Raw genomic sequence first — 24,457 nt, forward strand, 5'->3', positions numbered from 1 at the left:
TTCCACATCCTTGTGGAGTGAAGTAAAGCTTGTTGCTTTCTTCTTATTTATTATCGGAGTGCTCTAAAGTTTGTTTAATACTTTTTATAAATTAAATGAATAATTTTAAAAATCACTTGTTGCGTATGCTTATACTTAGAAAAAAATAAACCGATGTCTCCCAACCGGCTTATTTCAGAGGGTTATCTTTTAATAATGTCATTAAGTCCACAGGGTTTTGCGCAGCTTCGTTGTTTTCTGTCTGAATCTGTAGGTAGACTTCTTTTCTGTAGATGTCGATGTCTTTTGGTGCTTGGATGCCAAGCTTGATTTGGTCTCCTTCAACGGCGACGATAGTGATTTCGATGTTTTCATTAATGATAATCGATTCGTTTTTGCGACGGGTTAGTACGAGCATGTGGCATCCTCCTCCTTCGCTTGGAATAATGGATGCTTTGTTTTATAGCGGGCATCATTTAATACGAGCTGTTTCCCCATTCTTTTTTTCATATTCATCACTAAAGGACCTTGCAAATTCGCGGTTGAAGACTTAAATGGTTCCTTCAATGTAAGAATGACGAAGGTAGCTACGTCTTGCGCTTGTTCAATTTGCAGCGCATGTTGGGATGCTTCATTGAGCTGATATTCGTAATCAGCAAAAAAGGCATACGGATCGACGACGACAAACGCTAACTCGACTGTATTGATTGATTGTAAAATGAAATAAGGGAGTTCTTCTAAAAAAGGAAGGAGCACATATTGTTGCTCTTCTGGAAATCCTGGCAAGCCTGCAGGAAAATGAAATTGTTGCTCTGCTGACACTTCAACTGTCCCTTGATATTTTGTCTCAATTTTCATCGTAACACTTCCTTATATAAGCTGATCCACTTGAAAATCTCTTAGTTCAAAGTTAATCGCTTCTTTTTGCTGTAAATAAATTTGTGCTTGCCAGTTTTCATGAGCGATTTGTGGGCGATTGATACTTACATCAATGACTGGCTTTTGCGGGGTTACGTTCACATCGACGCTCCCTGGATCATAATCGATTTGTACCCGGAAATGGGTTTTCGGTAAATAGCCGATCCCTGGTGTCTTTTGGTTAGGCTCACTATTTTGTTTCGCAATTTGTGAGATGGCACCTGCTCCGTTTTCAATTTTCATCATCGCATCACCTTCACGGACTCGTCTAGAGATCCCTGTTATTGCCGTCATCTTTGCTTGTTCTGCCGCCTCCGCGACTCGCCGGCCTGCCCCTTTATTATCCAGATCAGCTCGTGCCTCTGATTGATCAATAAAAAGCTGGGATGCTTCATGACTAATTGTAAGCTTTGCTGGTGGCTGATGCATCGAAACATCGGCTTGCGACTGTTTGATTTTCATCACAGGTTGAAAATAATCTATACCAAGATGCGCTTGTTTTGTTGTTATTTCTAAATAAGGGGTATGCATAGAGTTCACCACTCTTTATAGAACGAGCGGCCCATCTATAAAGATGAACCGTCGTCAACGTTTTTTATCGTAAAAAGTCCATTAAGGTTGGTTGAATAATGCTTGCTCCAACTGCTAAAGAAGCACGGTGGAGGGCTTCTTGGGATGTTAACTCAATAATGACCTTCTCTGCATCGATATCTTCATTATTAGACATCATGGTTTTGGCAAGTATCTCTTGATTGCCTAAACGACTTTCAACCATTTCTACCCGATTAGATTTAGCCCCGATTTCTGCCATTTCCGAGATCACATTATTATGATGATGATCAATAATATCCAGCTCTCCAGATAAATCAGCCGCTGTTGTATCAGGTGATTTTAACTTATCAATTAAGTTGCCAATATCTTTAAATAAATCTAATGAAAAGACATTTTGCGGCTTACTATTCACATCGAGGTGAATACCTGCAGAAACTTCAATTTTCACGCCTTCAGTATTACTAGCAACCGCACCTTTTTCTTTCGCGACGAAAGAATCTGGTAACGGGAATCCGATTTCAGTGCCATCTTGAGCTTTAAATGCATTCGAAGCTTCATTCCAAACAAGCTGACTACCTTTATCATCGAAAAGTACATAATTCTTGGCATTATTCGCATCAATTGTAGTGATATCGACATTTTGATCAATCTTCTTTAAATCGACTGGCTTATTCGTTGTATCTGAGCCGTTAAAAATATACTTATTATTCACTTTTGTATTGGCAATCGATTCTAATTGATTTCGCAGCTGCTCAATTTCACTAGCCACGTTCTTACGTTGACCCGCATCATATGAATCATTGGAAGCCTGTACCGTAAGATCGCGGATACGCTGGATAATTTTATTCGTTTCATCTAGTGCCGATTCCGTATTATCCATCCAGTTATATACCTCGCCTAGATTGCGTTGATATTGGGATACAGCCGTTACTTGGGAACGGTAATTGACCCCTTTCATCGCTGCTACAGGATCATCAGACGGACGATTCACTTTTTTGCCTGTATATAGTTGTTCTTCTAATTTACCAAGCTTTTGATAGTTGTTTTGAATATGTTTTAGTGAATTTTGTGAAAGCATGGATTGTGTTACGCGCATCAGTCATTACCTCCTTATCTTCCGACTCTGCCCATACCATTAATAATGGTATCAAGCATTTCGTCTATTGCAGTAATTTGTCTAGCCGCTGCACTATAAGCATGCTGAAACATAATCATATTGGACATTTCTTCATCAAGAGAGACCGAACTAACAGAAGAACGATTAAATTGAACCGTGTCGGCTAGCGTAGCAGCATTTTCCGTCATTCGATTTGCTTCTTGTGTCGTGACTCCTAATTCACCAATCATCCCTTGGTAAAAGCTCATCATATTTGTATCTGATCCATTAAAATCGAGCATCATGTCTTTTACATTTGCGAGAGCAACCGCATTAGAACCGTCACCAACAAAGCTTTCGCTTGAAGGATTTTGTCCAATACCTGTTAACTCAAATGACCAAGTAGAACCAGATTGTAAATTAGAGATTGTACTAGCATCTATTTTAAGGCCAAAGAGATTCATATTTTCTTTCACTGCTTGATTTTGATGGTCGGCTATTGGGTTGCCGTCTAAATCATAAGCGGAGTATTTCCATGAACCATTATCATAAGTCAACTCAATTTTTGCCTCACTAATCGTGATCGGCGGGGTATCATATGTTTGAATACCACTGAACGCACCTAGAATCGTTGGGTAACCAGTCGATGGGTTGTCCGCATGTTTCGTAATAGAACCCGTAAATAACTCACCACTTGAGGAAGCGGCAATATGATTTAAATTATTCATAATTGAATCAGACACTTTTATATTGGCTGCAGCCCCGGCTGCATTATCGCCTATTTCAAAGAAGTCCACACCGTTCTTTACGCCGCTCTCAATTTCAGATAAACTCCAACCACTTTGATGGACAGCATTAAAGGCCGTGGCAAAGCGGAAAGCCATTAAGTCCAGATTCGCAAGCATATCAGAATAAACGCCTGTTTCCTTCCCAGTGGCATCTATTTTGCCGTACATATCTATATTCGCAAGCAAACTCCCTTTCGAAGTGAAATCAGATGCAGTCAATGATTTATTACCGATTTGCAAACTAGCAATGGCTTGTGTTTCAGGGTCTTTTTTCACACTCAATGATTGGACGATATCATTTTTCCCATCGAGTAACGTACCGACACTTTTACCATTCGCATCGACTAATTCAATCGAATATTTCCCTGCAGCTTGACTGCTAGCATTTCCACCACTAGGAGTAGCACTCACTTTAATGTTGACTAAGCCGGAGAGTTGGTCAACAAGTACGTCCCTTTTATCATATAAATCATTCGGCAAATAGCCATGTGGTTCTATGCTGGAAATTTGTTCATTGATCTGGTTAATTTGTGTGAGGATTGAATTGATTGTTTGCACATTCATATCAATTTGCTCACCGACATCAGCTTTCTGAGCACTCAGTTGGCCAGCTAAATAATTAAAAGTGTCACTGACGGCAACCCCACGCTGGCGAACAACCGAACGAGCACCTGAATCTTCAGGGTTAGTTGATAAGTCTTGCAAAGCATTCCAAAACTGATCCAATGTATTCGCAAGGCCAGTATCTGACGGCTCATTCATGACACTTTCAATTCGTGAAAGCTCACTGCTTCTCGTATTCCAATAACCGAATTTATTGTACTCATTACGATACTGTACATCCAAATAGTCTTCGCGTATGCGTTGAACCGAGCCTGCCTGAACACCCGTTCCAATTTGCCCTGGCATGTATGGCGCATTCATTCCAACAGACGGAAAAGCATTTGTTTGTGTAAAGTTCACCCGTTGTCTCGTATAGCCTACAGTATTCGCATTGGCGATATTATGCCCGGTTGTATAGAGTGCACTTTGTTGTGTATGTATGGCTCTCTTCGCCGTTTCTAACCCCATAAAAGTAGATTTCATAACGTTTCCTCTCTTTTCTCTATCCTACACTTTAGACTGGAACATTCCTGTTGCTGCCTGAGATTTCGCTTTTTGCGGATGAATATAATTCATATTTTGCGCAGCTGCTTTCGGATTGACGAGATTCATAGATAAATTCACATATTGCAAGGAGTGATAAATCAGTTGTTGGTTCAATTGATTTTTTTCTTTTAGTTTGGCAATAACGGATGCTAACTGCTCTCGTTTTTCAAGTAATGCTTGTTGGTCATGTTGTTCCAGTCCTTGAATACAGTCTGCTATCGTTGGCTTTTCTATACTAGGTACAAGAGTTACTGCGATCTGGATACGCGCTTGTTCAAGCTTCTTAATTGTTGCGACATGGGTTTGTTCATCTTTTAGCATCTGATCTAATGCTGCCATATCGCCCTTTTTAATCATATCTGTCTTCTTGCCTGCAAGCTCATAAAGGCTTTGATGATAAGATATTAGTCGTTCCATCACAGTGAGAAGTGCTTCAGCAGACATATCCCATCCTCCTTAAGAGCGTTTTTGTTGAAAATGTTGAACGAGACTTTTCGCCAATTCATTCGCATCAACATGATACGTACCATTTTCCACTTGCATTTTTAATTGCTCCACCTTTGCTTGGCGAGCAGGATCTGATTGTGATGTTTTTTGCATTTCTAATGCTTTTGAAGAAATTTCAAGTTTATCTGCTTGATTCGTTTTCGCTTGCTCTACTTGTTTTGTCATATTCGCTTGGCGTTGGTAGGGATTAACCTGATTTGCCGCGTTAAAATGATTAACCTTCATTATAAATCCCCCGCTTTCTTCGTCTTTTATTACTCCTATTATCGGTATAAATAGAATGAGTTTAAAGTGATATTACACTTTTAGTAAAATTTACATACATACGATGGTTCCGAAAGAAATCATTAGTCCTTTAGACTTCCTTCTTTAAGACTGTTTACCTTTAAAAGAATAGTAGGTTCTCTCTCTTTCCTTTATCCGATCCTGTTCTCGTTCAAATTGCTCTAATTCTTTTTGAAATGCTTTGCGACAATTCTCACAAATTCTTCCTTCTTGAATAAATGAGCCACAGTGATCGCAAGGATAGCCTAGCTGGGGAAATTGCGCCACCTTTAGTCGACCTGATCGAACAAACTTATACAGGAGCCACTCCTCTACGCCTGTTACTTCTGTTATTCTTTGCATTGTAGCGGCACGATTTTCTCTTTTTCTTAGAAAGGCATATACGACTTCGTACGCTTCTTCTTCTTTTTTAAAACATGCTTGGCAAATGGTGTTGATTTGATTTTTCATAAATAAAGCATTACATCTAGGGCAGTTTGCGATCTCCGTCATTCTTTTCACCTCTACTGATTGCTTCTATTCTATATATCGTCAGGTTCAACTAACTTTTTTAACTTCTTGCTATCGTCAATGACCGAACCTCACTTGCTCCGGCCTCTTTTAGCACTTTAGCTGCATGATAAAGAGTTGTACCTGTCGTATATATATCGTCGACTATTAACACTTTCTTCCCGCTCATTTCTTGTTGTCCCGTGAAACGAAAAACTTGTGGTGTCTCTAATCTTTCCTTTCTTGTTTTCTTCGATTGTTTTTCTGTATGCATACGGGTGAGGAGAATGGTGGGCTTTTTTCCTAATGCTGTGATTAATGCTTCTGACTGATTGAATCCTCTTTCATAGTATCTTTCTTCACTCAGCGGAATCGGGGTAATCAGGTCAAAGCTTATCTGTTTTAATTTCGACTTTAGCAAATCTGCAATAGCATATGCGAGAATATAATCGCCACGATACTTATATTGAGCGAGCACTTGCTGACAGAATGAGTTGTATGCTAACACGGAAATATTCTCGTCTAGACTACCTTTATATGTTGAGTCCGCTTGCCACTTCTTACAATCGAGACAGAATTCAGTCGTTTCCATCCCTCGATGACATGTAGGGCAAGTGGGACCTTTGATGAATGCCCATTTCGATAGGCAGTCTTCACACCAAAATGACTGCGCAGCTTTTTGAAACAATGCTTGCCATCCACCAGGAAGTTGCATTTCTTTCTGACAAAAGAGACAGCTATTCATAAAGAAAACCCCTTATTTTTGCTTCTTTATTCATTTGCAGTATTTGTTTTTTAGCCCTTACCATTGCAGTTGTTTTACCATAATGGAAAAAAATAATATCTCCTGTTGGTGCCTCAACACTTCTCCCAACCCTTCCAGCTATTTGAACAAGGGCACTTTCTGTGAAAATACGATCTTCTGCTCCTAATACCGCGACATCTATATGAGGAAAAGTGACCCCTCTTTCTAAAATCGTTGTTGTCAATAAAATGAGCGTTTCTTTCTTTCTCATTTTCTGGACTTTTTCTTTTCTTAAAGGATCTTCCGCATGCACTGCGTCCACTTTAGGATGAAGTTTTTGCACGAGGGGGAGAATATCATCTATTAGCTTAATTTTCGGGATAAACAGCAAAACCTGTTTCTCTTTTTCAATACGATACTGCAACCATTTTTTTAATACGAAAGGGAGACGGGCTTTTTTCAGGGGGATTGTCCATTGTCCAATCCATTTAAATTGGGGAATCGGTAAAGGAAAGCGATGGAAGCGAGCCGGGATGGTTATATACGCTCTTTTATTTTGCCGACACTCTTTTTGCCACTTTCTTGAAGGAGTAGCTGTTAAATAAATCGTCGCAGCTGTAGCCTTTTTCGCTTGTTGGACAGCATACTGAAGTGTGGCATCCATCGTGTAAGGAAAGGCATCCACTTCATCAACAATGACTGTATCAAAGGCATGATAAAAGCGAAACAACTGATGTGTTGTGCTGATGACTAGATTGGCAAAAAGTTGCCGGTCTTCACTTCCACCATACAATGCAGCAATCGTGGTATGGGGAAACACTTTTTTTAGACGGGGTGCGAGTTCTAAGACAACATCTGTTCTTGGAGTAGCAAGGCAAACACGCTGACCCTGCTTTAGTGCATGAGCGATTCCTGCAAAAAGCACCTCGGTTTTACCTGCGCCACAAGCTACTGGTAATGAATACGTAAAAACAAAAAAAGCACAGCGTGTGTAAGAAGTGCTCGCAACACTTTTACACCGTCCGCCTACTCACGATAGGCAAACATTTGCTGTACCTTTAGATGTATTGTATTACATCACAGGTTCCATAGCAACGGTTTGTCTGATGATAGCCGTTGCTTTTTTGTATTCAAAGGAGCCAGGGAAATGAAAAACCGTATTGATGTAATTGCACAAGAAGAATCATATAGTAACCTATCTTCATTTGATGATATCGAACTAATGAACAAGACTGTACGTAAATACAGAGACGTCATAACTGCGTCTATTAAGCGAGCTGACGTACAGAAGAGATTAATTGCATTATTAGAGATTCTAAAGCGTCATAGCTGCAAGCAAATTGGCGTGAGCTATATGTGTAAAAATACTATTGCAGCTAAGTTGGAAGTTTCTTATAAAACTGTTCAAAGATTAATGAAGAAGTTGGTTGACCTGCGCATGATCCGCCAGGTGGAAATGAAGCGTAAAAAGAACATGTTACAAACTGCTAATGCAGTTATCATTTTGCCCGTTAAAGAAGAAGTGACCAACAAGCAATCTGTTAAAAAGTCCATGAAGTGTCCTACCATTAAAACAACTTCTAGTTCTTTAAAACAAAATATTAAAAGATTAAATAAACGTAATAATAGCGTTAAATTGTCATCTGCAAATTATATTGCTCATTGGGTACCAAAAAGCTTCGCTGAGTTAACAAGGTACTTTTATTCTGAAGCAAAAGCTATTGAAGAATTTTGGAAAGTAGTTAAACAATGTAATAGAGTAGTAGACCATATGAACGGTTTAAGAGCCTTTACTGAAGATCAAGAGCTTGAAATTGGTGTTCAAGCATTTAAGGAATTTGTAATGAAAATAAAGTCTGGTGCAAAAATCATTAAAGGTGAATTTGCTTATTTTAATGGCATTGTCAATAATCTTATGGACAAGCTTTATTTTGATGATGCATTTATGTCTCGTTAAAGGTCAATATCTCTACTGGCATCTTAGTACATAATTGCTCAAATTCACGTTTACGTTGATCACTAAGAGTAAATATACATAATTTAGGCATCATACCGAAATACTTAGCAATCTCTTGCCACATTTCGCGATACTTAGCTATCTTTTTGCGGTTATCTGGCATAGCTCGAGTGTTATCAATCTCGATTAAGTAAACATACCCATTACGACTAAAAACAGCATCAGGAATAAGAGTTTTTTTATTGACCACAGTTAAACCTTTTATTTGGATACCAAAACTATATTCGGGCTCCTGTGATGTCTCAATGGCAAATTCTCTTTTCCAATCTAAAGGACAGTTATAATATACATAGGCTTGGTTACACAATAGCATATGGTCAAACAAGAGAGACTTTTTAACTTCTTTATCTGATCCGATTAAATTACGGCCATCTTTATTGAGATATACAATCTTTTGATTAGATCGTACAACATGCAGAAACTCTTCTAGTTCGTGGATAACTTTACATGTATATCGATAAGATCCTAATTTTAATATTTCATGCAACTGTTTAACAGTAACTACCCCTAACTTATCAATTGTCATCAAAATCTTTTCTTGCTTGTTGAAGTTCATGCAGAAAACCTCCTATTTGTTTGTCATTGATATAAGGGCATTGAATCTCATGTGATTGAGCTAATTTATAGATGGCTCTACCTGGTGTCGGTTCTAATTCTTCTGCTCCTTTTTCATCAAGAATTACACGACTCCCTACCATATCTGGCATCCGAAACGCAACTCGTGCCATCATGTTCATTTTTATGCTCATGCTGACTGATTCCTTTGAAGGGTATTGAGTGGCCAAGATTAATCGAAAGCCTAATCCTCCACCAATACGAGCAATTTCACTTAGATATATTTGCGCGAGTTCGGCATGCTTTTTAAATTCTTTAGGTACTAATTTGGGTGAAAGTTCTGCTGATTCATCCACAATAATAAATGTACGTTCTTTAATTGGTGTCTCAGCGACATTAGTCCAGTTATTCTTTAAATAGCGTTCTTCCTCTATCTTGATAAGTTTATAAACATGATCCAGTACCTTACACGAATCAATTAAGTTAGTTGCCACAGTCTTAACTTGTGGAAGGTTGCGGTATTTGTAAAACTCTAATCCTCCTTTTAAATCCAATATAATTATTTTCACTCTGTCAGGATTCCCAAGTATTAATGACGAAAAAATGCCTTTGAGGAATATCGTTTTTCCCATCCTAGTTGCCCCACCTACTAGCAAATGTGGATAATGGTCGAAGTGGTGGTAGATCACTTTTCGTTTTTTTCCTATTGGTACGAGCCATGAGTTTTCATATACATGCTTTTTATCATAATTCCATTTAGATAAAGTTTTGTTTGGAATCAGTGCAGCTGCCGTCACCAGTACTGGCGGTATAAACCACTCTAACATTTTGTTCACTCTCCTATTCTGTGCCATAATCAGTGTTTTGTTCATCAGCTGAACTATTCAGTGAACTGTTCCTATTGCGTCATAACAGGCTTTATTGATACTTTTAATAGTTCATTGGTAGAGCAACTAAGAATACTTATCGTATTCTTCCTCTTCCTCGTTTCTCTCGTTGATGTTCAAATGAAAATTGCCCACAAATGTTTCAATAGATAGAGCATTCCTCCGTATTTAGTCACCTCTAAAGCCAAGTTAATTGCTGTCTGGTTAATCTTAATGCCATATCCCTCCATGATTGAAACTCCAACCAAGCTACCTCCAGCAACTCCAATCGCTATTAACCCAAATGTAACTGGTTCCATCGTCATCACCCTTTCGTCAGTGTCTAGTACAGTGTATGGGCGAATCACACAAATAGAACATAATTTTCACAAAATAATTGTGATTTTCATAAAATAATTGTGAAAGGATTTATGATATTAATACCGAATGAATATAATGGGTGATATAATATGGTTATTTGTCTAATAGGAGCTTATATAAAGCAATCTACTTACACACGAAAACAGATTTGTGAAATGTTTGGGATATCTCAAAATACCTTGTCTAATTGGTCAACAGGAAAAACTTATCCATCAATACCACAAATTTTGAAACTTGCTTCATTATTAAACGTAAAAGTAGATGATCTTTACAAACTTAAGGAGGAAAAGGATTGAATAAGTACATTAAAATCTCAATCGCTATTGGGGTTATTCTTTTTATTGGAATTGCAACATTTATGACTTATTACTTTGGATATGATTCAGATGTGCAAGAAAAATCTGCGAAAGCATTTAATATTGTGGACGAAGCATATAAAGAGGACAGAGATTTAACAGATTACGAAATAATGGAGTTAAAAGAATTCGAGAAATTTGCTAATAAGTGGGTTGAGAATGCTGAAAAAGAGGAAAAATTATCAGAGAGAGATTCTAATAATGCCGGCCTTATCTTAACTATAAATAAATTAGTAATGATGTATCCAATGATATCTGACAAAGAATTTGCAGATGAAGACTCTCTTGAACTTTTCCATGAAAACTATAAAAACGCACAGTTATTGTTAGACTAAGTTTGTTTTAGCACAAATAAAACCGCCTATTAACTGGCGGTTTTTGTTATTCTTAACGTTCTTGGTTGCCCCTCATTCCAACTAACATATCCGTAATCCCTTAAACTGTGCAATATCTTGCTTATTGTGGAGGAAGAAGGTATTCCCGTTATTTCGCTTAATTCCCTATATGTAGGTGGATAGTGATTAGTTGCAACATACCCCTCTAATGTTTCTAACACTTCTCTTTGTCTAGTTGTTAGTTTACGCATAATTGACCCCTCTTTGTCTTTTTGGTTTTGCTACTGATAAGATTCCATCAATGCTAAATGTCCTCATCTGTTGCTTTTGCAAGTCATAAACCAACACATTATCTAATTTAATTCTCCGTATGATGACCAACCTATAAGAAATTTCTCCAGAATTATTTAAATAAATCAGTTCAATTGGTTTACGCTCGTTTAATGAGTATTTAAACAAGTGGTTCATTCTTATCAGCTCCTTTAAGCATAATTTTACAAGAACATTCGTTCTATTTCAACTTGTTTTCGAACAAGTGTTTGTATAAAATTAGTGCATAAGGAGTGATTCTATATGATACGAGACCGCGGAAAAATGAAATGGCAAGGGTTCTTTATGAGCGAACATACTGAATTACTTAAGCAGATACCAGCCGAATATGAAAAAGTAAAAAAGCCAGAATTAGATGAGCAAGAACTTCAAGAAATACAGATAATAACAATGGAATCATTAAACTACACCCTTACAATCAAAATGACCATTTGGGTTGATGGGTTCAAGAAAACCTATGAGGGCATAGTGAATAAAATTGATCATATTAATATGTACATTCACTTGGAAACGAACGATTTAAAAATCTTAAAATTTCACATTGATGAAGTGATATCTGTCGAAAGGGTTTAGAACATGACTAGGATTAATGAAGCTGATCGCGATGTGCTAGAGCAAGCTATATACTTACCGATGATTATTATCATCCTTGAAAGAGATTTAAAAATCATTGAGAAGTCCCCATTTAAGATTAAACAGCCTTATATTACTTTAATGGAGAATACAATTAAAAAAGTTCAACTTGATCTGAAAGAAGTTAAAGATAAGATGAGAAAAGGGAATATGAGAGTAAAACAGATTGGACATGATGAGTCGTTTACTATGTATGAGTTTCATTACAAAGGATATGATGAGCAGCATAATTATTTTAATCCAAGGATTAGGAATAAGTGTGAAGAATTGTTAAATTCTTATTTTGAAAAAAAGGACTATTGACCCACAAAGAGAATTATTATATAAAAAGGACTGATGTCATGAAACCCGAGGATATGTATGTTTCTGTTACTGATAAAAAAGGTTATAAATACTATATTTTTGCGCAAAGTCAGACAGTAACTGTTGTTGCGACATTTGGCAATAGAGGGATAAAGGTTGAAGGTAGCACAATAAAAGAAACCTTACAGAAAGCTTTTGAAGGAATGAAAGCCCATCTTTATTAAGAAAGGTATTTTACGAAGCGGCAGTTTAGTTGAAGAAGAACAATCCACCATTATAATTAAGAATTAAGTTAGTATCTATTCCATAGGGGGATTCAAAATGACTAAAGGAAAGTCCAAAAATCCAGTATCAATTGGAGATGTTTTTGCTGTAAGTTTACCAGATGGTAGATATGGGGCAATAAGAGTTGCTGACCAGATAGACAATTCCTATCTTATTATCACAACTCCATATCTTGGAACAGAAATACCTTCTATTGAAAATGAACTTTTAGGCGATATTCTTCTTCAGAATCGCTTTTTTTACAATAATGATAAGGCATTGATTTGGGTTGAAGGAAAGAAACCTAATGAGGTTGTTTACATTGGGAATATTCCTGTATCGGGTAAAATTATTTGCAGCTCATTCGGTGGGAAATGGGACAAATCTGTTGGGATAGCAGTTTTTTTAGAGTGGCTATGGGAATATGATAGGGAAAACTTTGAGAAAGAAATTCAAGAAGAAGAAAAAAGAATTAATGTAGAATATAAGAAATCACAAGAACCTAAGAAAATGATGAAGGATGAAACCTTTTGGACAATTATTTCCCTGCTTAATTTTAATGACGAAAACGACGAAGAAGAGATATTAGAACCTGCTGTTCACACATTGGCAAAAATGAGTGTAAAGGATATAAAAGAATTTGAAGAAGCCCTGGCGTACAAGCTCTATTTATTAGATACAAAAGAACACGCCAAAAACATAGGTGAATATTCATATGACGAAGAAAATCAAAACTATTTTTCTCCCGATTTATTCTTGTATTTTAGATGTTCAGTGATTACTGAGGGAAAAGAATTTTTTGAAATAACTATTAAAAATCCCCAAAATATGTCACAAGATAATTCATTTGAACCATTACTGTCTTTAGCATCCGAAGCATATACAAGAAGAACTGGAAAAGAGTTTGAATATATCACGGGTTGTGATATTGAATCATTCTCAAATATTGAAGGTTGGAGGTAATTTCAATGTGTTACATATATTTCTTCTTCAACTAAAGACCCCTTTAGTTGAAAAGCCCCTCAGATGAAGGGCTTTTTAAAATCATTTAACTCTTAAAACTTGTCCAATACGAATTGTATAGTTTGCATCTAAACCATTCCAACTACGAATTTGTTGAATCGTACTGCCATATCTGCGTGATAATGCATAAACGGTATCACCAGAAACCACAGTATGATAAACTGCCCCACCCGATGGCCTTAAATTAAATGCCCGAACTAAGCCGTTTACGTGTCCTTGAGCAATAGATTGCAAGAATGAAGATTGTTTCAATTTATTCGCATCTGGCACAATATCAATAAATCCATTCTCGGTAAGAAGTGCCGGCATTCTTGTTTCTCTCAGCACATGGAAATTGGCTTGCTTTTTACCACGATCACGAAAGTCTACTACCTTCAAAATTTCTTCATGAATACGACTTTGATATGTCGTTGTTGGAGCACCTACTCCGGGATAGACATAATCCTCATAGCCAGTACCACCCCCAGCGTTAATGTGGACTGAAAGGAAGAAGTCAGCTCCCCAATTATTTGCATCTGTAGTTCTTTGAGATAGAGAACGAGTCTGATCACCAGTACGACTCATTCTAACTTCAGCATTGCTATACCCAGCTAACAAATCACGTATTCTTGTTGAAATTTGAAGAGTCAAAGCCTTTTCTTGTAAACCATTACCTACTGCACCTGGATCAGTACCACCATGACCTGGATCAATATAAATTTTAACCATTTAATATAACACTCCCTTTTAATATTTTATAAAGAACAAAGACTGCCCGATTGGACAGCCTTATAATTTATCTTCTTTTTCTAGCCAAGCCTTTTGTTGTTTAGCTTTTTTGGTAAATCCAAAATGATTCTTATAAATTGTAAATAAAGTGATTCCTAGAGCAATTCCTGCTGTAAGGACAATGCCAAATGCGTCAATGCTCTCGGCAGTTAGCCACTCAAACTTAACATTAAGAGTGCCTAGAAACATCATGATGGCTGATAAAAAACCAACTACTTGAGCAACAACATCTTTATTCATGCCTATCACCTCCCTTCAATTGAATTTCAAGACCATGCACCCTTTTATCTAATCTGTTAATTCTCATGTGGATGGCTTTACGATCATCATCACTTTCTTTCATTTGCTCGCGAAACTCATCTATAGATTTTTGTAGATTGGCAATGGCATCACTTAATGGCTTTACAATAATCCCTTTAAAAATAAAAGAGATACCCCCAAAGAGAGTACCAAGTATGGCAAGCAACGCCGCCCATTCCTGTAATGTTAATCCGATGAAAGTCAAAATTTCTCCCCCTTATGCAAAATAAAAAAGCCTTATTCGGCTTCTGGTGTTAATCGTTCAATCAATTTAGTTCTTACTACATTTTTCAATGCTGGAATAGATTCATTTCCTTGATAATCCTCTGCGGATATTGGAATATAACCATTTAGGGTGACTGTTGACTCTGAATCATTGGCTCTAAATTGAACATGCACAACTGAAATACCATCATCAGCATAGCGAATATTTGTACCTGTAATTTGAATATCAAACATTATTCTTCATCTCCTTTAAGATTTGTTATTTCAGATGCTCTAACTGGTTTATAATCAGATTCCTTACCAGGAACAGTGACTCTTACTTCTCCACCTGTTAATGGTCTTATATACATATCCATCATTCTTCATCTCCTTTTTCCTCTTCATTTTCAAATGCTTCACATAAAACAAAATGAGCTTCCGCAGATTTCCCCGAAAGCTCTTTGTCATATTCATTTACTAATTTTTCAACTGTCTTTAATGCAGATTCTAAATTTGAATCTTCCACAATAAAATACTCATCATATAACGCCTCTTGCTGCTTCTTGAATTCTTTGGCATCCTCCATCTGAATGCCACCTTGTTCATTTAAAACCAATTCATTATCATCATCGGTTTTCCCGTATTCTTTCAGAAGGGCTAGTTCTTCTTCCCCTACTAATTTGTTTTTAGTTGCAATTACATTTACGATGCGCATTCGATGTATGTTTTTCTTTCCTTTGGCACTAACTTGATTTTGTAAGAAATCTGCTACATTGTTTAAGTGTTTATGTTGAATTTTTAATTTCATTTTTAATTTGCCTCCTAAGCTACATTTAGTAATCCTTCTAAATGTGCGATTCGTTTTCCTTGTTTTTCCACAGTTTGCTTTAGGTGTTGATTATCGATTTTGAGCCAGTTGATATCATCTTGATGTGAATCAGTAATTGAAATTAACTCTTGAGTAGCCTTCCAATTAACGTTACCTCGTACATACAAGTCCACAGATTCAGCACTTGATGATAATATTTCATTTGGTGTATTGTAGCCTTCACCAATGACAAAACCATACTTTTTCTTGTAAACTCCTTGTTCAATATCATCTTTTAAAAAGTACTCATAAACCTTGCTTTTCCTTACGATTTCTATTGCAGGTTCGTCCCATGGTTTGATATCTTGTTTGTATTTTTCTAATGATCTGTTTTCAAAGGTTGAGGCTTCTACACCTCTCCATGAATCAGTGGTTCCTGCTGCAGTTACTCTTACTAAACCAGTAGAAGAAGGTCTTAAATAAAGATGTGTAGATGTATTCACTTCAAGTAAATTACCGTAATGAGAAAGAGCTCTTACTGGTCTATAAGTATCAGTTGTCCCACGTACAGTAACTTGTAGTTCCCCTCCACCTGCAGGTCTAGCGTATAAATGCACTCCTGCTGCTGTACCTCTGTCAATAAAACTACCGTAAAATCCACTACCTCTAACTGCAACATAATTATCTATGGTTCCACTTACTGTTGCTCTAATTTCTCCACCTGATAATGACTTGATATACAAATGAGAGGATGAGCTAGATAATGAATTTACTTCTACGAGGTTTGTTTTAACACTCTCAACTCTAATAGGTTGATAGATATCCGTAGTACCGTTAAGTGTAACCCTCAATTCACCATTACTAAGTGGTCGAGCATAAAGATGAGTTGCTGAAATGGCAGGGTTTATGTTCCAGAAGTTACCGTAAAACCCACTAGCCCTTAAAGGTAAGTAGCGATAACTACCAATTAATCCATCGCCAGGGATGTCATCATAATTGACCACCCTTGCTTCTCCATTCGTCATTGCAGCTAAGTATACATTTGCGTTAGATGTGCCGAGCGCTGCAGATATTACTAATGTTCTATCTGCTTTAAAACGCAATGAACCACTCGAATTGTAGCCGAATAAACCATCAGGATTAACATGAACATAGGTTCCATCGTTTTCTCTTAAGCGAATATGACCACCTGTAATGTCCATCCTTGTAAGACCATCGCTTGAGCGAAATTGAGACCCGTAAATATCAATACCTCGAATAGCACCAGCATTAATGGTATCAGCGTTCACGCTTGCAATTTTCGCAGCTGTAACTGCTAAATTATCAATTTGTGCTGTACCGATAATGGCATCTTGTAATTTGGCCCTTGAGATTGCAGCATTAGCAATTGCAGCATTTTTTACAGCTAAATCAGAAATTACAGTTCTACCATCAGTGATATATACGTCGCCCTTGAGATCAATCAGTCTTGCTTCAATCTGAACATTACCTGGCTGAACATTAATCGCACCAATAATGCCATCACGGTCTACTTTCAACTCAATATCATCAGATAAGAGCCTGATGGATGATTCTGCCGAAGTCATTCTACCGGTTAATGAATTGACTTCTTGAGTAGATGCTTTAAATGTTAAGTCATATGCTGTTTGGTCAATTTTTGTTTCTGCTGATGAGATGCGACTATCTATATCTTCTGGTGCAGGATTCCAACCCGTTTCTTTTTCACCTTCTACTAACATTACCCTCCGTATCTCAAACCATTTACCAATTTCGGGTTGAGTAGAGCCAATCAATATATATCCCGAATCACTACTCCATGTCGAAGTAAAAGTAATGGATACCTTTTGAAATTCGGTTGATGAATTGACTGCCTGTGGTGGTAAAACCGCATTACTCTCAGTTGGTCTCATCCGAAAAATATAGTCCAATGTAGTAACAGTTCCACGCACTTCAAAGCTTAAAGTATAAACTTGACCCTGCTTGAAATTGATGTTTCTATCATCGGGATGGTTGGTAAATCCGAAATTTTGACTCGATGTATTGGAACGTTTTGCAATTATTGAATTAGGATTACCATCCACTTTTGTTAGGGTTACAGAACCCCAAATCCCTACTGGTCTATCAAATAGAGAGTTGTAGTATAAGTTCCTACCACCAATCTCCAAATTATTAAAATCAGACCTTAGCTCATTCACACTAGTAGAAATTCCGTTCGCCTTAATATCAACCGCAGCAATTTGACTTAGAGCATTACCAACCTCACCAGTTAATTCACTAACATTAGCTTCCACATTCTGTGCTCGTAAAGACAACCCATCTAGGCTGTTATCAATTTGGAGAATTTTATTCTGATAAACGCCGTTGTCTACCTTATTAAATAATTCCTCATTGACCAGATATATTTTTCCATCCACATAATCAAAGCCTGCTTTATTTGCAAGCTCAGACATCAGGCTAACCTCTGTTGCTGTTATCTCAGCATCAGTATACTGCTTTGAATCAGCTTGGATTTGATCATATACATCTTGGCGAATCATATCAGCGTAAATAGTGCCATCAGCCAGTATGTCAGCAGTTTTTGATAGCTCTCGCAATTCTGCAGCTATATCGGGGCCAAATAAAATATCATCGCTAATTACTCGATGAGTAGCTCCCATTACCTGTTCTGACCAATCACTCGGTGTTCCATGCTGATTTACTGCCCGAATACGGTAATACCAAACTTGATCAGTACCAACCGAATGGAGGAAACCACTAGTATTTCCCCTCCACAATAAGTGCTGTGTGTCTGGCACAAAGTCTTTTAACTGTGAGCCATATACTTCGTAGTGTTTTACATATATCGAACTGCCGTAATCCCAATATAATTGTATAGCTCCTATTCCGCCTACCGCTTCAACATTGATTGGAGTAGTGGGCTTGATGTCTGGGAAACTACCTTCAGTTACTTGTTGTGGGCGGTCACGGATTTTTTCAACTTCTTTTTCTAATTCTTCAAGCCGATTATCATCTAATTCTAGAAATTGACCCATCTCAACAACCATCGTCCCATCAATGTCTAAAAGGTCATATTCCATGGCGATGATACGAGATTGTATTTCTATTGGTCTAGCAAACTTACGGTCTATTGCAATGGCGGTATCACCCAAACTAACTTTATCGTCAAATAAATCAACAGATAATCGATAATTAACTACTGGCTTATTATTATTTTGGAGATTATCCCACGTTGCCCACAATAGTTCCTCGGGGTCCTCATAGTCTTGGTTGCTAAACTGACCAAAACGATGTAAAGCTACACCATCACGAATGCGGCGATAACTTGCAAAAGCTTCTGGATCTCCTACCCATTTTTGCCCTTTGGGTTTATCAAATGGATCACCATTAGCAATCGACTTTTCGATATCACCGAAATCAATATATCGAGAATAACCACCAGTATGATTTCCTTCTTCATCTTCAATCTCTAGTGAAGCACCCCAACCGTACATAGCAGTTACAGGATAGCTTAAGACTTGTCTGCCAATCTCAGTCGTATTGTGGTCTATTTCAAAGCGTTGACCTGTATCTTTGCCAAGTCGTTGAATGATTTTAATCTTACGAGCGACGATATTATTTTCCTCGTCAAACTCAACGACATCTTTAATTTCACCGCCCCAAACTTTGATAATCTCCCAAATAGCATCGACTGCCCGCATGTGGTAAAAGTTTGTGGAGGCAAGCCCTAAATCTACTTCTACTTCGCCTATCCAACCAGTACCTTCAACAGCTGCATCTAATGCTACTTGTGCAGTCTTATCAGAAAATCGTTTATCTAAGATAATATGCTCTGCAAGTTCTAAAAACTCTGGTTCACAGGTAGCTGTAGTTAATGGTCCATCCATACCGTCCGAGTCATCTAACTCTTTAATAACAAACAGCCTTAAATCGCCTTCATGATCACGGAAAACTACTTTATTTTCCTCAAGTACATATTTAGCGTTTTCACTGTCAGCTTCTACAGTAAAAGTAAAAGGAGTTTCTGGTATCTTATTAACTTCGATACGGTAAGGAGAACTAATAAGACCACTATCCTCAGAGATAATGGTCAATGGTTGGTCATCTTGGTTAAAAATGAATAACTCTGTCAAATTTTCACATCCTTTCTAGCAGGAAATTGTCATCCCTTGTCGAATTAGGTCTATTGAAGGGGGTGGAATTACATGTCTTTTAAACCGAAAATGGTCTTCAAGTTTGATAATGGACAAAATGTCGAAATGAATACTTTATTGGAAGGGTATGATTTTAAATTTATCGATGACCTTCAAAATGTTAAAGATAAAAACGGGACATTACATCTAGGAAACCCAGGTACAGAAATACAAAAAGATGGAAGAAGTTTATCATCAGTAGAAATTATTTTTGATTAATTTTATGAAAAGAGCAGGATTACTACTCCTGCTCTTTTAGTCGAACTCTCCCATCAATCCTAGGTCTAAGGTATAATTCTTTTTTACTTACTAACTGATTAAGGACTCTGTCCATTTTCTGTTCGATTCTATCTAACTGAGTTTCTTTTTTTACTGTAAAACCTGCCACATCTGAAGGTACTATATAAAAAGTTTCACCTTGTTCATCTTCAAAACTGTAATAACCTTTTGCCCTTACTGGCTCATACTTTGTTTCACTCATCATTATCCCTCCTAATAATATCTTTCATCATAAATCAAATCACAATCATGACTTGCTTTTAATGTAATTTCACCTGGTTTTAGTAATACGTAATTAGACGACATACTGACTGCTGACCTTAGATCGTTACCGTTTAAAAATACCTTGCGGCCAACATAATCAATCTGCAATCTGTCTCCTGCGACAAATGTATAGTTAAGGAGAAGATAAAGTCCGTTACTACCGATTAATTCGAATCTATTAGTTCCTTCTAAAAAAGTGACATTAACAGTCCACGGCGTTATGGTTTGTCCACCAATGAGAAAAGTCTTTTCTAGAATTTCAACATCTAATTTTTTTGTATCTCCATGTGCATATGGATCAGGACAAGTAAATTGGAGAGTGCCTTGTCTTAGATATGCAAAACGACTAAAATCATCAATACTATTTTCAATCAAAGCATAATAGGTACGACCAGGTTCATCATCAAATTGTAAAGGTGCTGGTTCATCAGTTATTAACCAATTTGTTAATTCATCTCTTAGTTCAAGTGCGTTATAATCATCATCTACAACAAAGCCTATAGGTTGGGAAATAGGTAAAGGTTCGGTAGTTGTTTTTTTTAATCGGTATCCATAATCTTGTTTTCTAAACTCATGTTTACGTTGAGCAAAGGGAGGTTTACTTCTACCTTCCAATAGGATAATTTCTGGCATCCTTATACCATTAAAAGTCATACTTTTAACCATATCGTTTTTTCCTCCCTTGCTTCAGTAATTGCCTTTGAGTAACATGAGGTTCTACAGTAACACCAAGTGCTTTTCCATCCACAACTATTGTTTGGCCTTCTTTTACAGCTACTATTAATTGACCTAATAAGTCCTCCACAACTCTTGAAGATAGTGATGTATCTTGATTATTCATTCTTTGGATTGTTCTTTCAGCAGTACCTAAAGAAGTTGCACCGTTAGCGTAGGCGGGCAATTTACTCATAGATGAAAGTATTCTTTTAGATTCATTGTGGGTAAAAACTTCATACCCCGCTGGGCGAGAGTGTAATCCATAATCAAGTATTTCCCATCTATTGCCTAACCTTCCTAACTCGAATCCTTCTTCACCCGCAATGAAAGGACCACCCTTGTGGTAGTCAGTACCTTTTGCGAACCCAGGAATTAAAGTTCTTAAAGCAACGCTTAAACCTGATTGCACACCAGACCAGACAGCATTTAAAGTAACGCGTTTGGAAACGGACTTTTTCGCATCTCTATCAATTCTTGCTACTGTTCCACCATCTGTAGCTTTAACTGATTTATTTACTTTTTTCTTGGCTTCATTCGTAATCTTTTTAGCACTGCCATGGTCATCAACATCGACATCTTTATTTACATCTTTGCCAAGTTCACGGTTCAGGTCTTTGGCTTTACCGGTACCCTCATTGATCTTATTATTTACTCCTTGTTGCTTCACTTGTAAATTTTCTATTTCTCCTTTTGTTTCTCTGTAGAGCCCAAGTGCTGCAAGTAAGTTATCTAATTCCTCTTGTTGTTTTTGGTTTAGACCACCCTGCTCATTCTTTAAATTGTTTAATTCAGAAATTCTTTTTTGCGTCTTTTCGATAGATTCATTTAATTTTTTTAGTCCTTTATCTCCCTCTTCGTTAATCCCTACTTGAGCAAGACGGAGGTTAATCATTTTATTATATAGTTCTTGGGACTTCTGAATTTCTTCATCTGCTAATTGTATTGCCTCTTGTTTCTTTTGATGTTGTTCAGAAAGCTTCTCAATCTTTGAGTTTTGTTGCATTAATTCAAATTCTGTTTTTCCTATTTCATCAATAGTTAATTGATAGGCAAGCTCTTTACCCTCATTTAATTCTTTTTGGGCCTTAATCCTTAATTCATTTGCCTTCTTCTCTAGTTCATCCCTTTTTTTAACTGCTTCGTCTCTTTCTGCTTCCACTATATTTAAATCTTCAATTGCTTGTATATAATTTCGAATATGTGTATCTAATTTAGCTTCATTCTTTATCCTCTGATTTTCTAACTCCAAATTGATATGTTCACTTAATTTTGCATTTGCATCAGATAATGCCCCAGTGTTGTCTATGATTGCTTGTCCATGGTTAGATAAGGCTAGATCAACATCAGGAACTTTTTTTATCAAATCGTCATTAAGAGAAAGATATCTATCCATTTCTTCATTAGTCAAACCAGATTTTTTAAGGAGTCTTTCCTGTTCATCAGTTAAAGCCTTCATTTGCTCTGCCGATTCAGCGAATTTCATTTCAGATTGGATATCACGATATCTCAACATTTCATCTGTTGTTAGCTTATTTTTTTCTCTTAACTTTTCAAATTCATTAGTTAGATTCTGTAAATCTGTCTGTTGTTTTACCAACGATTCAGCATGATCTAAATTAACTTCTTTAGATTCTTTCATTCGCTTAGTAAAAACAGCAACACCCACTGCTAAAGCTGCAACACCAGCAACAGCTAACCCTACTGGACCACCAGCTACTCCCATCATTCCTATTCTTCCTAATAATCCAGTACCGCCTGCTCTACCAAGTAATCCTGTTAATGTACCACCAACTTTGACTAGTCCTCCAATCGCGGTGGTAAGATTACCAGCAACAAGAGCAGCAGGACCAATAGCAGCAGCAAATAAACCCATTTTGATGATATTTTTTTGGGTACTCTCATCTAACTCACCAAATTGACGGACCATTTCAGTACCTTTATTTATAATATCCGTTGTGGCTGGGATAAGATGTTCTGATAAAGCTATTCCAATACCTTCTAAGGCAGATTTAAACTCTACAATGGCACCTTTTGTATTATCATTCATTGTTTCAGCCATTTTATTGGCCGCACCTTCTGATTCCTCAAGCATTTTTGTATTAGAGCCAAGTGTTTTGGAGCCAGCTTCTAACACTACAGCCCAGTTTTTGTATGCCTCTGCTCCAAAGAGTGTGGATAAAGCAGCAGCTTTTTGTTCAGATGTCATTCCATTTGTTGCTTTTTCTAGTTCTCCGATTAATTTCGGCATAGGCTTAATAGTACCTTCTGCATCAAAAAATTTGATATTGAGATCATCCATAACCCTAGACATTTCTGCTGTTGGATTAGCCAAACGTTGAAGTGATGTAGCAAATGCTGCACCTGCTTTTTCACCCTGTATCCCTGCATCTGACATCGCCATAATTGCTGCAGCCGTCTCTTCAATATTCCATCCGAGTGTATTCGCAACTGGAGCTACATAAGTCATGGCTTGCCCTAACTGTTCAACATTGGTATTAGAGTTTGTTGCGGCCATTGCAAGAACATCTGCTACATGACCAGCTTTTTCTGCTTCAATACTAAACGCAGACATGATATTCGATGTGATATCTGCCGCTCTACCTAACTCCATATTTTCTGCTGCTGCTAAACTTAACAACCCAGGCATACCAGCTAAAATTTCATTTGTCTTCCATCCCGCCATTCCAAGAAAGGCCATGCCTTCAGCTGCTTGAGTAGCGCTAAATTTTGTTGTTGCACCCAATTCTTTCGCTTGATCTTCTAGTAATTTCATATCGGATGTACTAGCTTGTGTAAGTGCTTCAACCTTTGACATACCCGCTTCAAAATCCATGCCTGCCTTAAGTGCTGCACCTCCAACACCAAGGATTGGGAGTGTGACTGACATAGTCATTGTACGACCAGCACTCGCCATGGAACGACCAACCTCTTGCATTCGAGATCCGACATTATTCATATTCTGACTTAATACATTCCAAGGGTTTGTTTGTCTCTCAATCTCTTGAGTTACACCTCGTAATGCATTTTCAGTACTACGCATTTCTGCAACTGCTCGTTGATATGCAATCTGAGCATTTTGAGTTTCTCTAGAATTCTCAGATGTTGATCGTTTAGCTTCTTCATATCGCCTAGCAAGTTCCCTAACTTTCGCCTGTTGCACATCAAAAGTTCTCTGCAATATCTCTGATTTAGCACGTAATTCAGTAATTCCACGAGCAAAGCCAGTTCCAGATGAGGTGGCAGCTCTTTGTTCATATTGTAGTGATTTTAATTGACGATTTATCCCTGCCATTCCTCGCTCAAACTGAGCAGAATCCAGGGATATTCTCGTTCTTAAAGTACCGACATCAGCCATG

General features: G+C 37.4%; 32 protein-coding genes and 1 pseudogene. 8 read left to right on the top strand and 25 right to left on the bottom strand.

What is annotated here, in order from left to right; genetic code table 11:
* Positions 1 to 169: 169 nt before the first annotated feature.
* From csrA to H9655_RS08710, 10 genes and pseudogenes are all read right to left on the bottom strand, one after another.
* Complete coding sequence (gene csrA, locus H9655_RS08665) at positions 170 to 397, bottom strand: carbon storage regulator CsrA (RefSeq protein ID WP_191813003.1); 228 nt, start codon at positions 395 to 397, stop codon at positions 170 to 172.
* Positions 385 to 837 carry a flagellar assembly protein FliW gene (fliW, locus tag H9655_RS08670; protein WP_191813005.1) on the bottom strand — a complete coding sequence of 151 codons (453 nt, stop codon included), beginning with the start codon at positions 835 to 837 and terminating at the stop codon, positions 385 to 387. The genes csrA and fliW overlap by 13 nt, the downstream gene beginning before the upstream one ends.
* Positions 838 to 849: 12 nt before the next feature.
* Entirely contained in the window at positions 850 to 1,428 is a 579-nt protein-coding gene (locus H9655_RS08675) for a DUF6470 family protein (protein WP_191813007.1), read from the bottom strand.
* A 64-nt stretch (positions 1,429 to 1,492) separates the two neighbouring features.
* Positions 1,493 to 2,545 (bottom strand): flagellar hook-associated protein FlgL, encoded by a 1,053-nt coding sequence (flgL, locus tag H9655_RS08680; protein WP_191813009.1) that lies wholly within the window; start codon positions 2,543 to 2,545, stop codon positions 1,493 to 1,495.
* Between the two features lie 14 nt (positions 2,546 to 2,559).
* On the bottom strand, positions 2,560 to 4,419 hold the full coding sequence (gene flgK, locus H9655_RS08685) for a flagellar hook-associated protein FlgK (RefSeq protein ID WP_191813011.1): 1,860 nt from the start codon (positions 4,417 to 4,419) through the stop codon (positions 2,560 to 2,562).
* A gap of 24 nt (positions 4,420 to 4,443) precedes the next feature.
* A complete protein-coding gene (locus H9655_RS08690) occupies positions 4,444 to 4,926 on the bottom strand; it encodes a flagellar protein FlgN (RefSeq protein WP_191813013.1) in 483 nt (160 codons plus the stop codon).
* 12 nt (positions 4,927 to 4,938) lie between these two features.
* Entirely contained in the window at positions 4,939 to 5,214 is a 276-nt protein-coding gene (gene flgM, locus H9655_RS08695) for a flagellar biosynthesis anti-sigma factor FlgM (protein WP_095371825.1), read from the bottom strand.
* A gap of 144 nt (positions 5,215 to 5,358) precedes the next feature.
* On the bottom strand, positions 5,359 to 5,766 hold the full coding sequence (locus H9655_RS08700) for a TIGR03826 family flagellar region protein (RefSeq protein ID WP_191813014.1): 408 nt from the start codon (positions 5,764 to 5,766) through the stop codon (positions 5,359 to 5,361).
* A 58-nt stretch (positions 5,767 to 5,824) separates the two neighbouring features.
* Positions 5,825 to 6,508: a ComF family protein gene (locus H9655_RS08705; RefSeq protein ID WP_191813016.1), complete on the bottom strand. Its 684-nt coding sequence runs from the start codon at positions 6,506 to 6,508 to the stop codon at positions 5,825 to 5,827.
* Positions 6,501 to 7,454, bottom strand: a pseudogene (locus H9655_RS08710) (helicase-related protein); the annotation flags it as partial. The pseudogene H9655_RS08710 and the gene H9655_RS08705, both read right to left, overlap by 8 nt.
* 201 nt (positions 7,455 to 7,655) lie before the next feature.
* On the opposite strand from H9655_RS08710, the gene H9655_RS08715 reads away from it, so the two are divergent.
* Positions 7,656 to 8,465 (top strand): helix-turn-helix domain-containing protein, encoded by an 810-nt coding sequence (locus tag H9655_RS08715; RefSeq protein ID WP_191813020.1) that lies wholly within the window; start codon positions 7,656 to 7,658, stop codon positions 8,463 to 8,465.
* Here H9655_RS08715 and H9655_RS08720 read toward each other — a convergent pair.
* The 3 genes from H9655_RS08720 to H9655_RS08730 all read right to left on the bottom strand — a co-directional run bounded on the left by H9655_RS08720 (position 8,452) and on the right by H9655_RS08730 (position 10,314).
* Positions 8,452 to 9,081, bottom strand: coding sequence for a replication-relaxation family protein (locus tag H9655_RS08720; protein WP_191813031.1), 630 nt, complete (start codon positions 9,079 to 9,081; stop codon positions 8,452 to 8,454). The two genes, H9655_RS08715 and H9655_RS08720, sit on opposite strands and share 14 nt — an antisense overlap.
* Positions 9,041 to 9,907, bottom strand: coding sequence for an FtsK/SpoIIIE domain-containing protein (locus H9655_RS08725; protein WP_191813032.1), 867 nt, complete (start codon positions 9,905 to 9,907; stop codon positions 9,041 to 9,043). Before H9655_RS08725 ends, H9655_RS08720 begins: the two co-directional genes overlap by 41 nt.
* A 176-nt stretch (positions 9,908 to 10,083) precedes the next feature.
* Positions 10,084 to 10,314, bottom strand: a complete 231-nt coding sequence (locus H9655_RS08730) for a hypothetical protein (protein WP_225230517.1) — start codon at positions 10,312 to 10,314, stop codon at positions 10,084 to 10,086.
* Positions 10,315 to 10,416: 102 nt separating this feature from the next.
* Here H9655_RS08730 and H9655_RS08735 point away from each other — a divergent pair, with 102 nt between their 5' ends.
* Positions 10,417 to 10,623, top strand: coding sequence for a helix-turn-helix transcriptional regulator (locus H9655_RS08735; RefSeq protein WP_191813036.1), 207 nt, complete (start codon positions 10,417 to 10,419; stop codon positions 10,621 to 10,623).
* Positions 10,620 to 11,018, top strand: coding sequence for a hypothetical protein (locus H9655_RS08740; RefSeq protein ID WP_191813039.1), 399 nt, complete (start codon positions 10,620 to 10,622; stop codon positions 11,016 to 11,018). Before H9655_RS08735 ends, H9655_RS08740 begins: the two co-directional genes overlap by 4 nt.
* Positions 11,019 to 11,047: 29 nt before the next feature.
* Here H9655_RS08740 and H9655_RS08745 read toward each other — a convergent pair whose 3' ends face one another.
* Together H9655_RS08745 and H9655_RS08750 are read right to left on the bottom strand one after the other, a co-directional pair.
* Positions 11,048 to 11,269, bottom strand: coding sequence for a LexA family protein (locus H9655_RS08745; protein ID WP_191813041.1), 222 nt, complete (start codon positions 11,267 to 11,269; stop codon positions 11,048 to 11,050).
* Positions 11,262 to 11,486, bottom strand: coding sequence for a hypothetical protein (locus tag H9655_RS08750; RefSeq protein ID WP_191813043.1), 225 nt, complete (start codon positions 11,484 to 11,486; stop codon positions 11,262 to 11,264). The genes H9655_RS08745 and H9655_RS08750 overlap by 8 nt, the downstream gene beginning before the upstream one ends.
* Positions 11,487 to 11,591: 105 nt before the next feature.
* Between H9655_RS08750 and H9655_RS08755 the strand changes: the two genes are divergently transcribed.
* The 4 genes from H9655_RS08755 to H9655_RS08770 all read left to right on the top strand — a co-directional run bounded on the left by H9655_RS08755 (position 11,592) and on the right by H9655_RS08770 (position 13,511).
* A complete protein-coding gene (locus H9655_RS08755) occupies positions 11,592 to 11,921 on the top strand; it encodes a YolD-like family protein (RefSeq protein WP_191813045.1) in 330 nt (109 codons plus the stop codon).
* A gap of 3 nt (positions 11,922 to 11,924) precedes the next feature.
* Positions 11,925 to 12,284: a hypothetical protein gene (locus H9655_RS08760; RefSeq protein WP_191813047.1), complete on the top strand. Its 360-nt coding sequence runs from the start codon at positions 11,925 to 11,927 to the stop codon at positions 12,282 to 12,284.
* 38 nt (positions 12,285 to 12,322) lie between these two features.
* Positions 12,323 to 12,508 (top strand): hypothetical protein, encoded by a 186-nt coding sequence (locus tag H9655_RS08765; protein WP_191813050.1) that lies wholly within the window; start codon positions 12,323 to 12,325, stop codon positions 12,506 to 12,508.
* Between the two features lie 97 nt (positions 12,509 to 12,605).
* Complete coding sequence (locus tag H9655_RS08770) at positions 12,606 to 13,511, top strand: DUF4240 domain-containing protein (RefSeq protein WP_191813052.1); 906 nt, start codon at positions 12,606 to 12,608, stop codon at positions 13,509 to 13,511.
* 81 nt (positions 13,512 to 13,592) lie between these two features.
* Here H9655_RS08770 and H9655_RS08775 read toward each other — a convergent pair whose 3' ends face one another.
* Genes H9655_RS08775 through H9655_RS22380 form a run of 7 tightly spaced genes read right to left on the bottom strand, consistent with a single transcriptional unit; the run spans position 13,593 to position 19,781 of the window.
* Positions 13,593 to 14,279 (bottom strand): N-acetylmuramoyl-L-alanine amidase, encoded by a 687-nt coding sequence (locus H9655_RS08775; RefSeq protein ID WP_191813054.1) that lies wholly within the window; start codon positions 14,277 to 14,279, stop codon positions 13,593 to 13,595.
* Positions 14,280 to 14,339: 60 nt separating this feature from the next.
* Positions 14,340 to 14,579, bottom strand: a complete 240-nt coding sequence (locus H9655_RS08780; protein ID WP_191813056.1) for a phage holin — start codon at positions 14,577 to 14,579, stop codon at positions 14,340 to 14,342.
* On the bottom strand, positions 14,572 to 14,844 hold the full coding sequence (locus H9655_RS08785) for a hypothetical protein (protein ID WP_191813058.1): 273 nt from the start codon (positions 14,842 to 14,844) through the stop codon (positions 14,572 to 14,574). Before H9655_RS08785 ends, H9655_RS08780 begins: the two co-directional genes overlap by 8 nt.
* A 32-nt stretch (positions 14,845 to 14,876) precedes the next feature.
* Positions 14,877 to 15,098 (bottom strand): hypothetical protein, encoded by a 222-nt coding sequence (locus tag H9655_RS08790; protein WP_191813060.1) that lies wholly within the window; start codon positions 15,096 to 15,098, stop codon positions 14,877 to 14,879.
* Complete coding sequence (locus tag H9655_RS22655) at positions 15,098 to 15,220, bottom strand: hypothetical protein (protein ID WP_263600741.1); 123 nt, start codon at positions 15,218 to 15,220, stop codon at positions 15,098 to 15,100. The genes H9655_RS08790 and H9655_RS22655 overlap by 1 nt, the downstream gene beginning before the upstream one ends.
* Positions 15,220 to 15,651: a hypothetical protein gene (locus H9655_RS08795; protein WP_191813062.1), complete on the bottom strand. Its 432-nt coding sequence runs from the start codon at positions 15,649 to 15,651 to the stop codon at positions 15,220 to 15,222. The genes H9655_RS22655 and H9655_RS08795 overlap by 1 nt, the downstream gene beginning before the upstream one ends.
* A gap of 14 nt (positions 15,652 to 15,665) precedes the next feature.
* Positions 15,666 to 19,781, bottom strand: a complete 4,116-nt coding sequence (locus tag H9655_RS22380) for a prophage endopeptidase tail family protein (protein ID WP_225230518.1) — start codon at positions 19,779 to 19,781, stop codon at positions 15,666 to 15,668.
* A 72-nt stretch (positions 19,782 to 19,853) separates the two neighbouring features.
* On the opposite strand from H9655_RS22380, the gene H9655_RS08805 reads away from it, so the two are divergent.
* A complete protein-coding gene (locus H9655_RS08805) occupies positions 19,854 to 20,060 on the top strand; it encodes a hypothetical protein (protein ID WP_191813064.1) in 207 nt (68 codons plus the stop codon).
* A 22-nt stretch (positions 20,061 to 20,082) separates the two neighbouring features.
* Here H9655_RS08805 and H9655_RS08810 read toward each other — a convergent pair whose 3' ends face one another.
* From H9655_RS08810 to H9655_RS08820, 3 genes are read right to left on the bottom strand one after another with little or no spacing between them, the layout of a single operon-like run.
* A complete protein-coding gene (locus H9655_RS08810) occupies positions 20,083 to 20,322 on the bottom strand; it encodes a hypothetical protein (protein ID WP_191813066.1) in 240 nt (79 codons plus the stop codon).
* An 11-nt stretch (positions 20,323 to 20,333) separates the two neighbouring features.
* The gene (locus H9655_RS08815; protein WP_191813067.1) at positions 20,334 to 21,050 is read right to left on the bottom strand and encodes a distal tail protein Dit; all 717 of its coding nucleotides are present in this window, start codon (positions 21,048 to 21,050) and stop codon (positions 20,334 to 20,336) included.
* A complete protein-coding gene (locus H9655_RS08820) occupies positions 21,043 to 24,456 on the bottom strand; it encodes a phage tail tape measure protein (protein WP_191813069.1) in 3,414 nt (1,137 codons plus the stop codon). The genes H9655_RS08815 and H9655_RS08820 overlap by 8 nt, the downstream gene beginning before the upstream one ends.
* Between the last annotated feature and the right edge of the window lies 1 nt (position 24,457).

Source organism: Cytobacillus stercorigallinarum (assembly GCF_014836495.1).
Lineage (GTDB): Bacteria > Bacillota > Bacilli > Bacillales > Cytobacillaceae > Cytobacillus > Cytobacillus stercorigallinarum.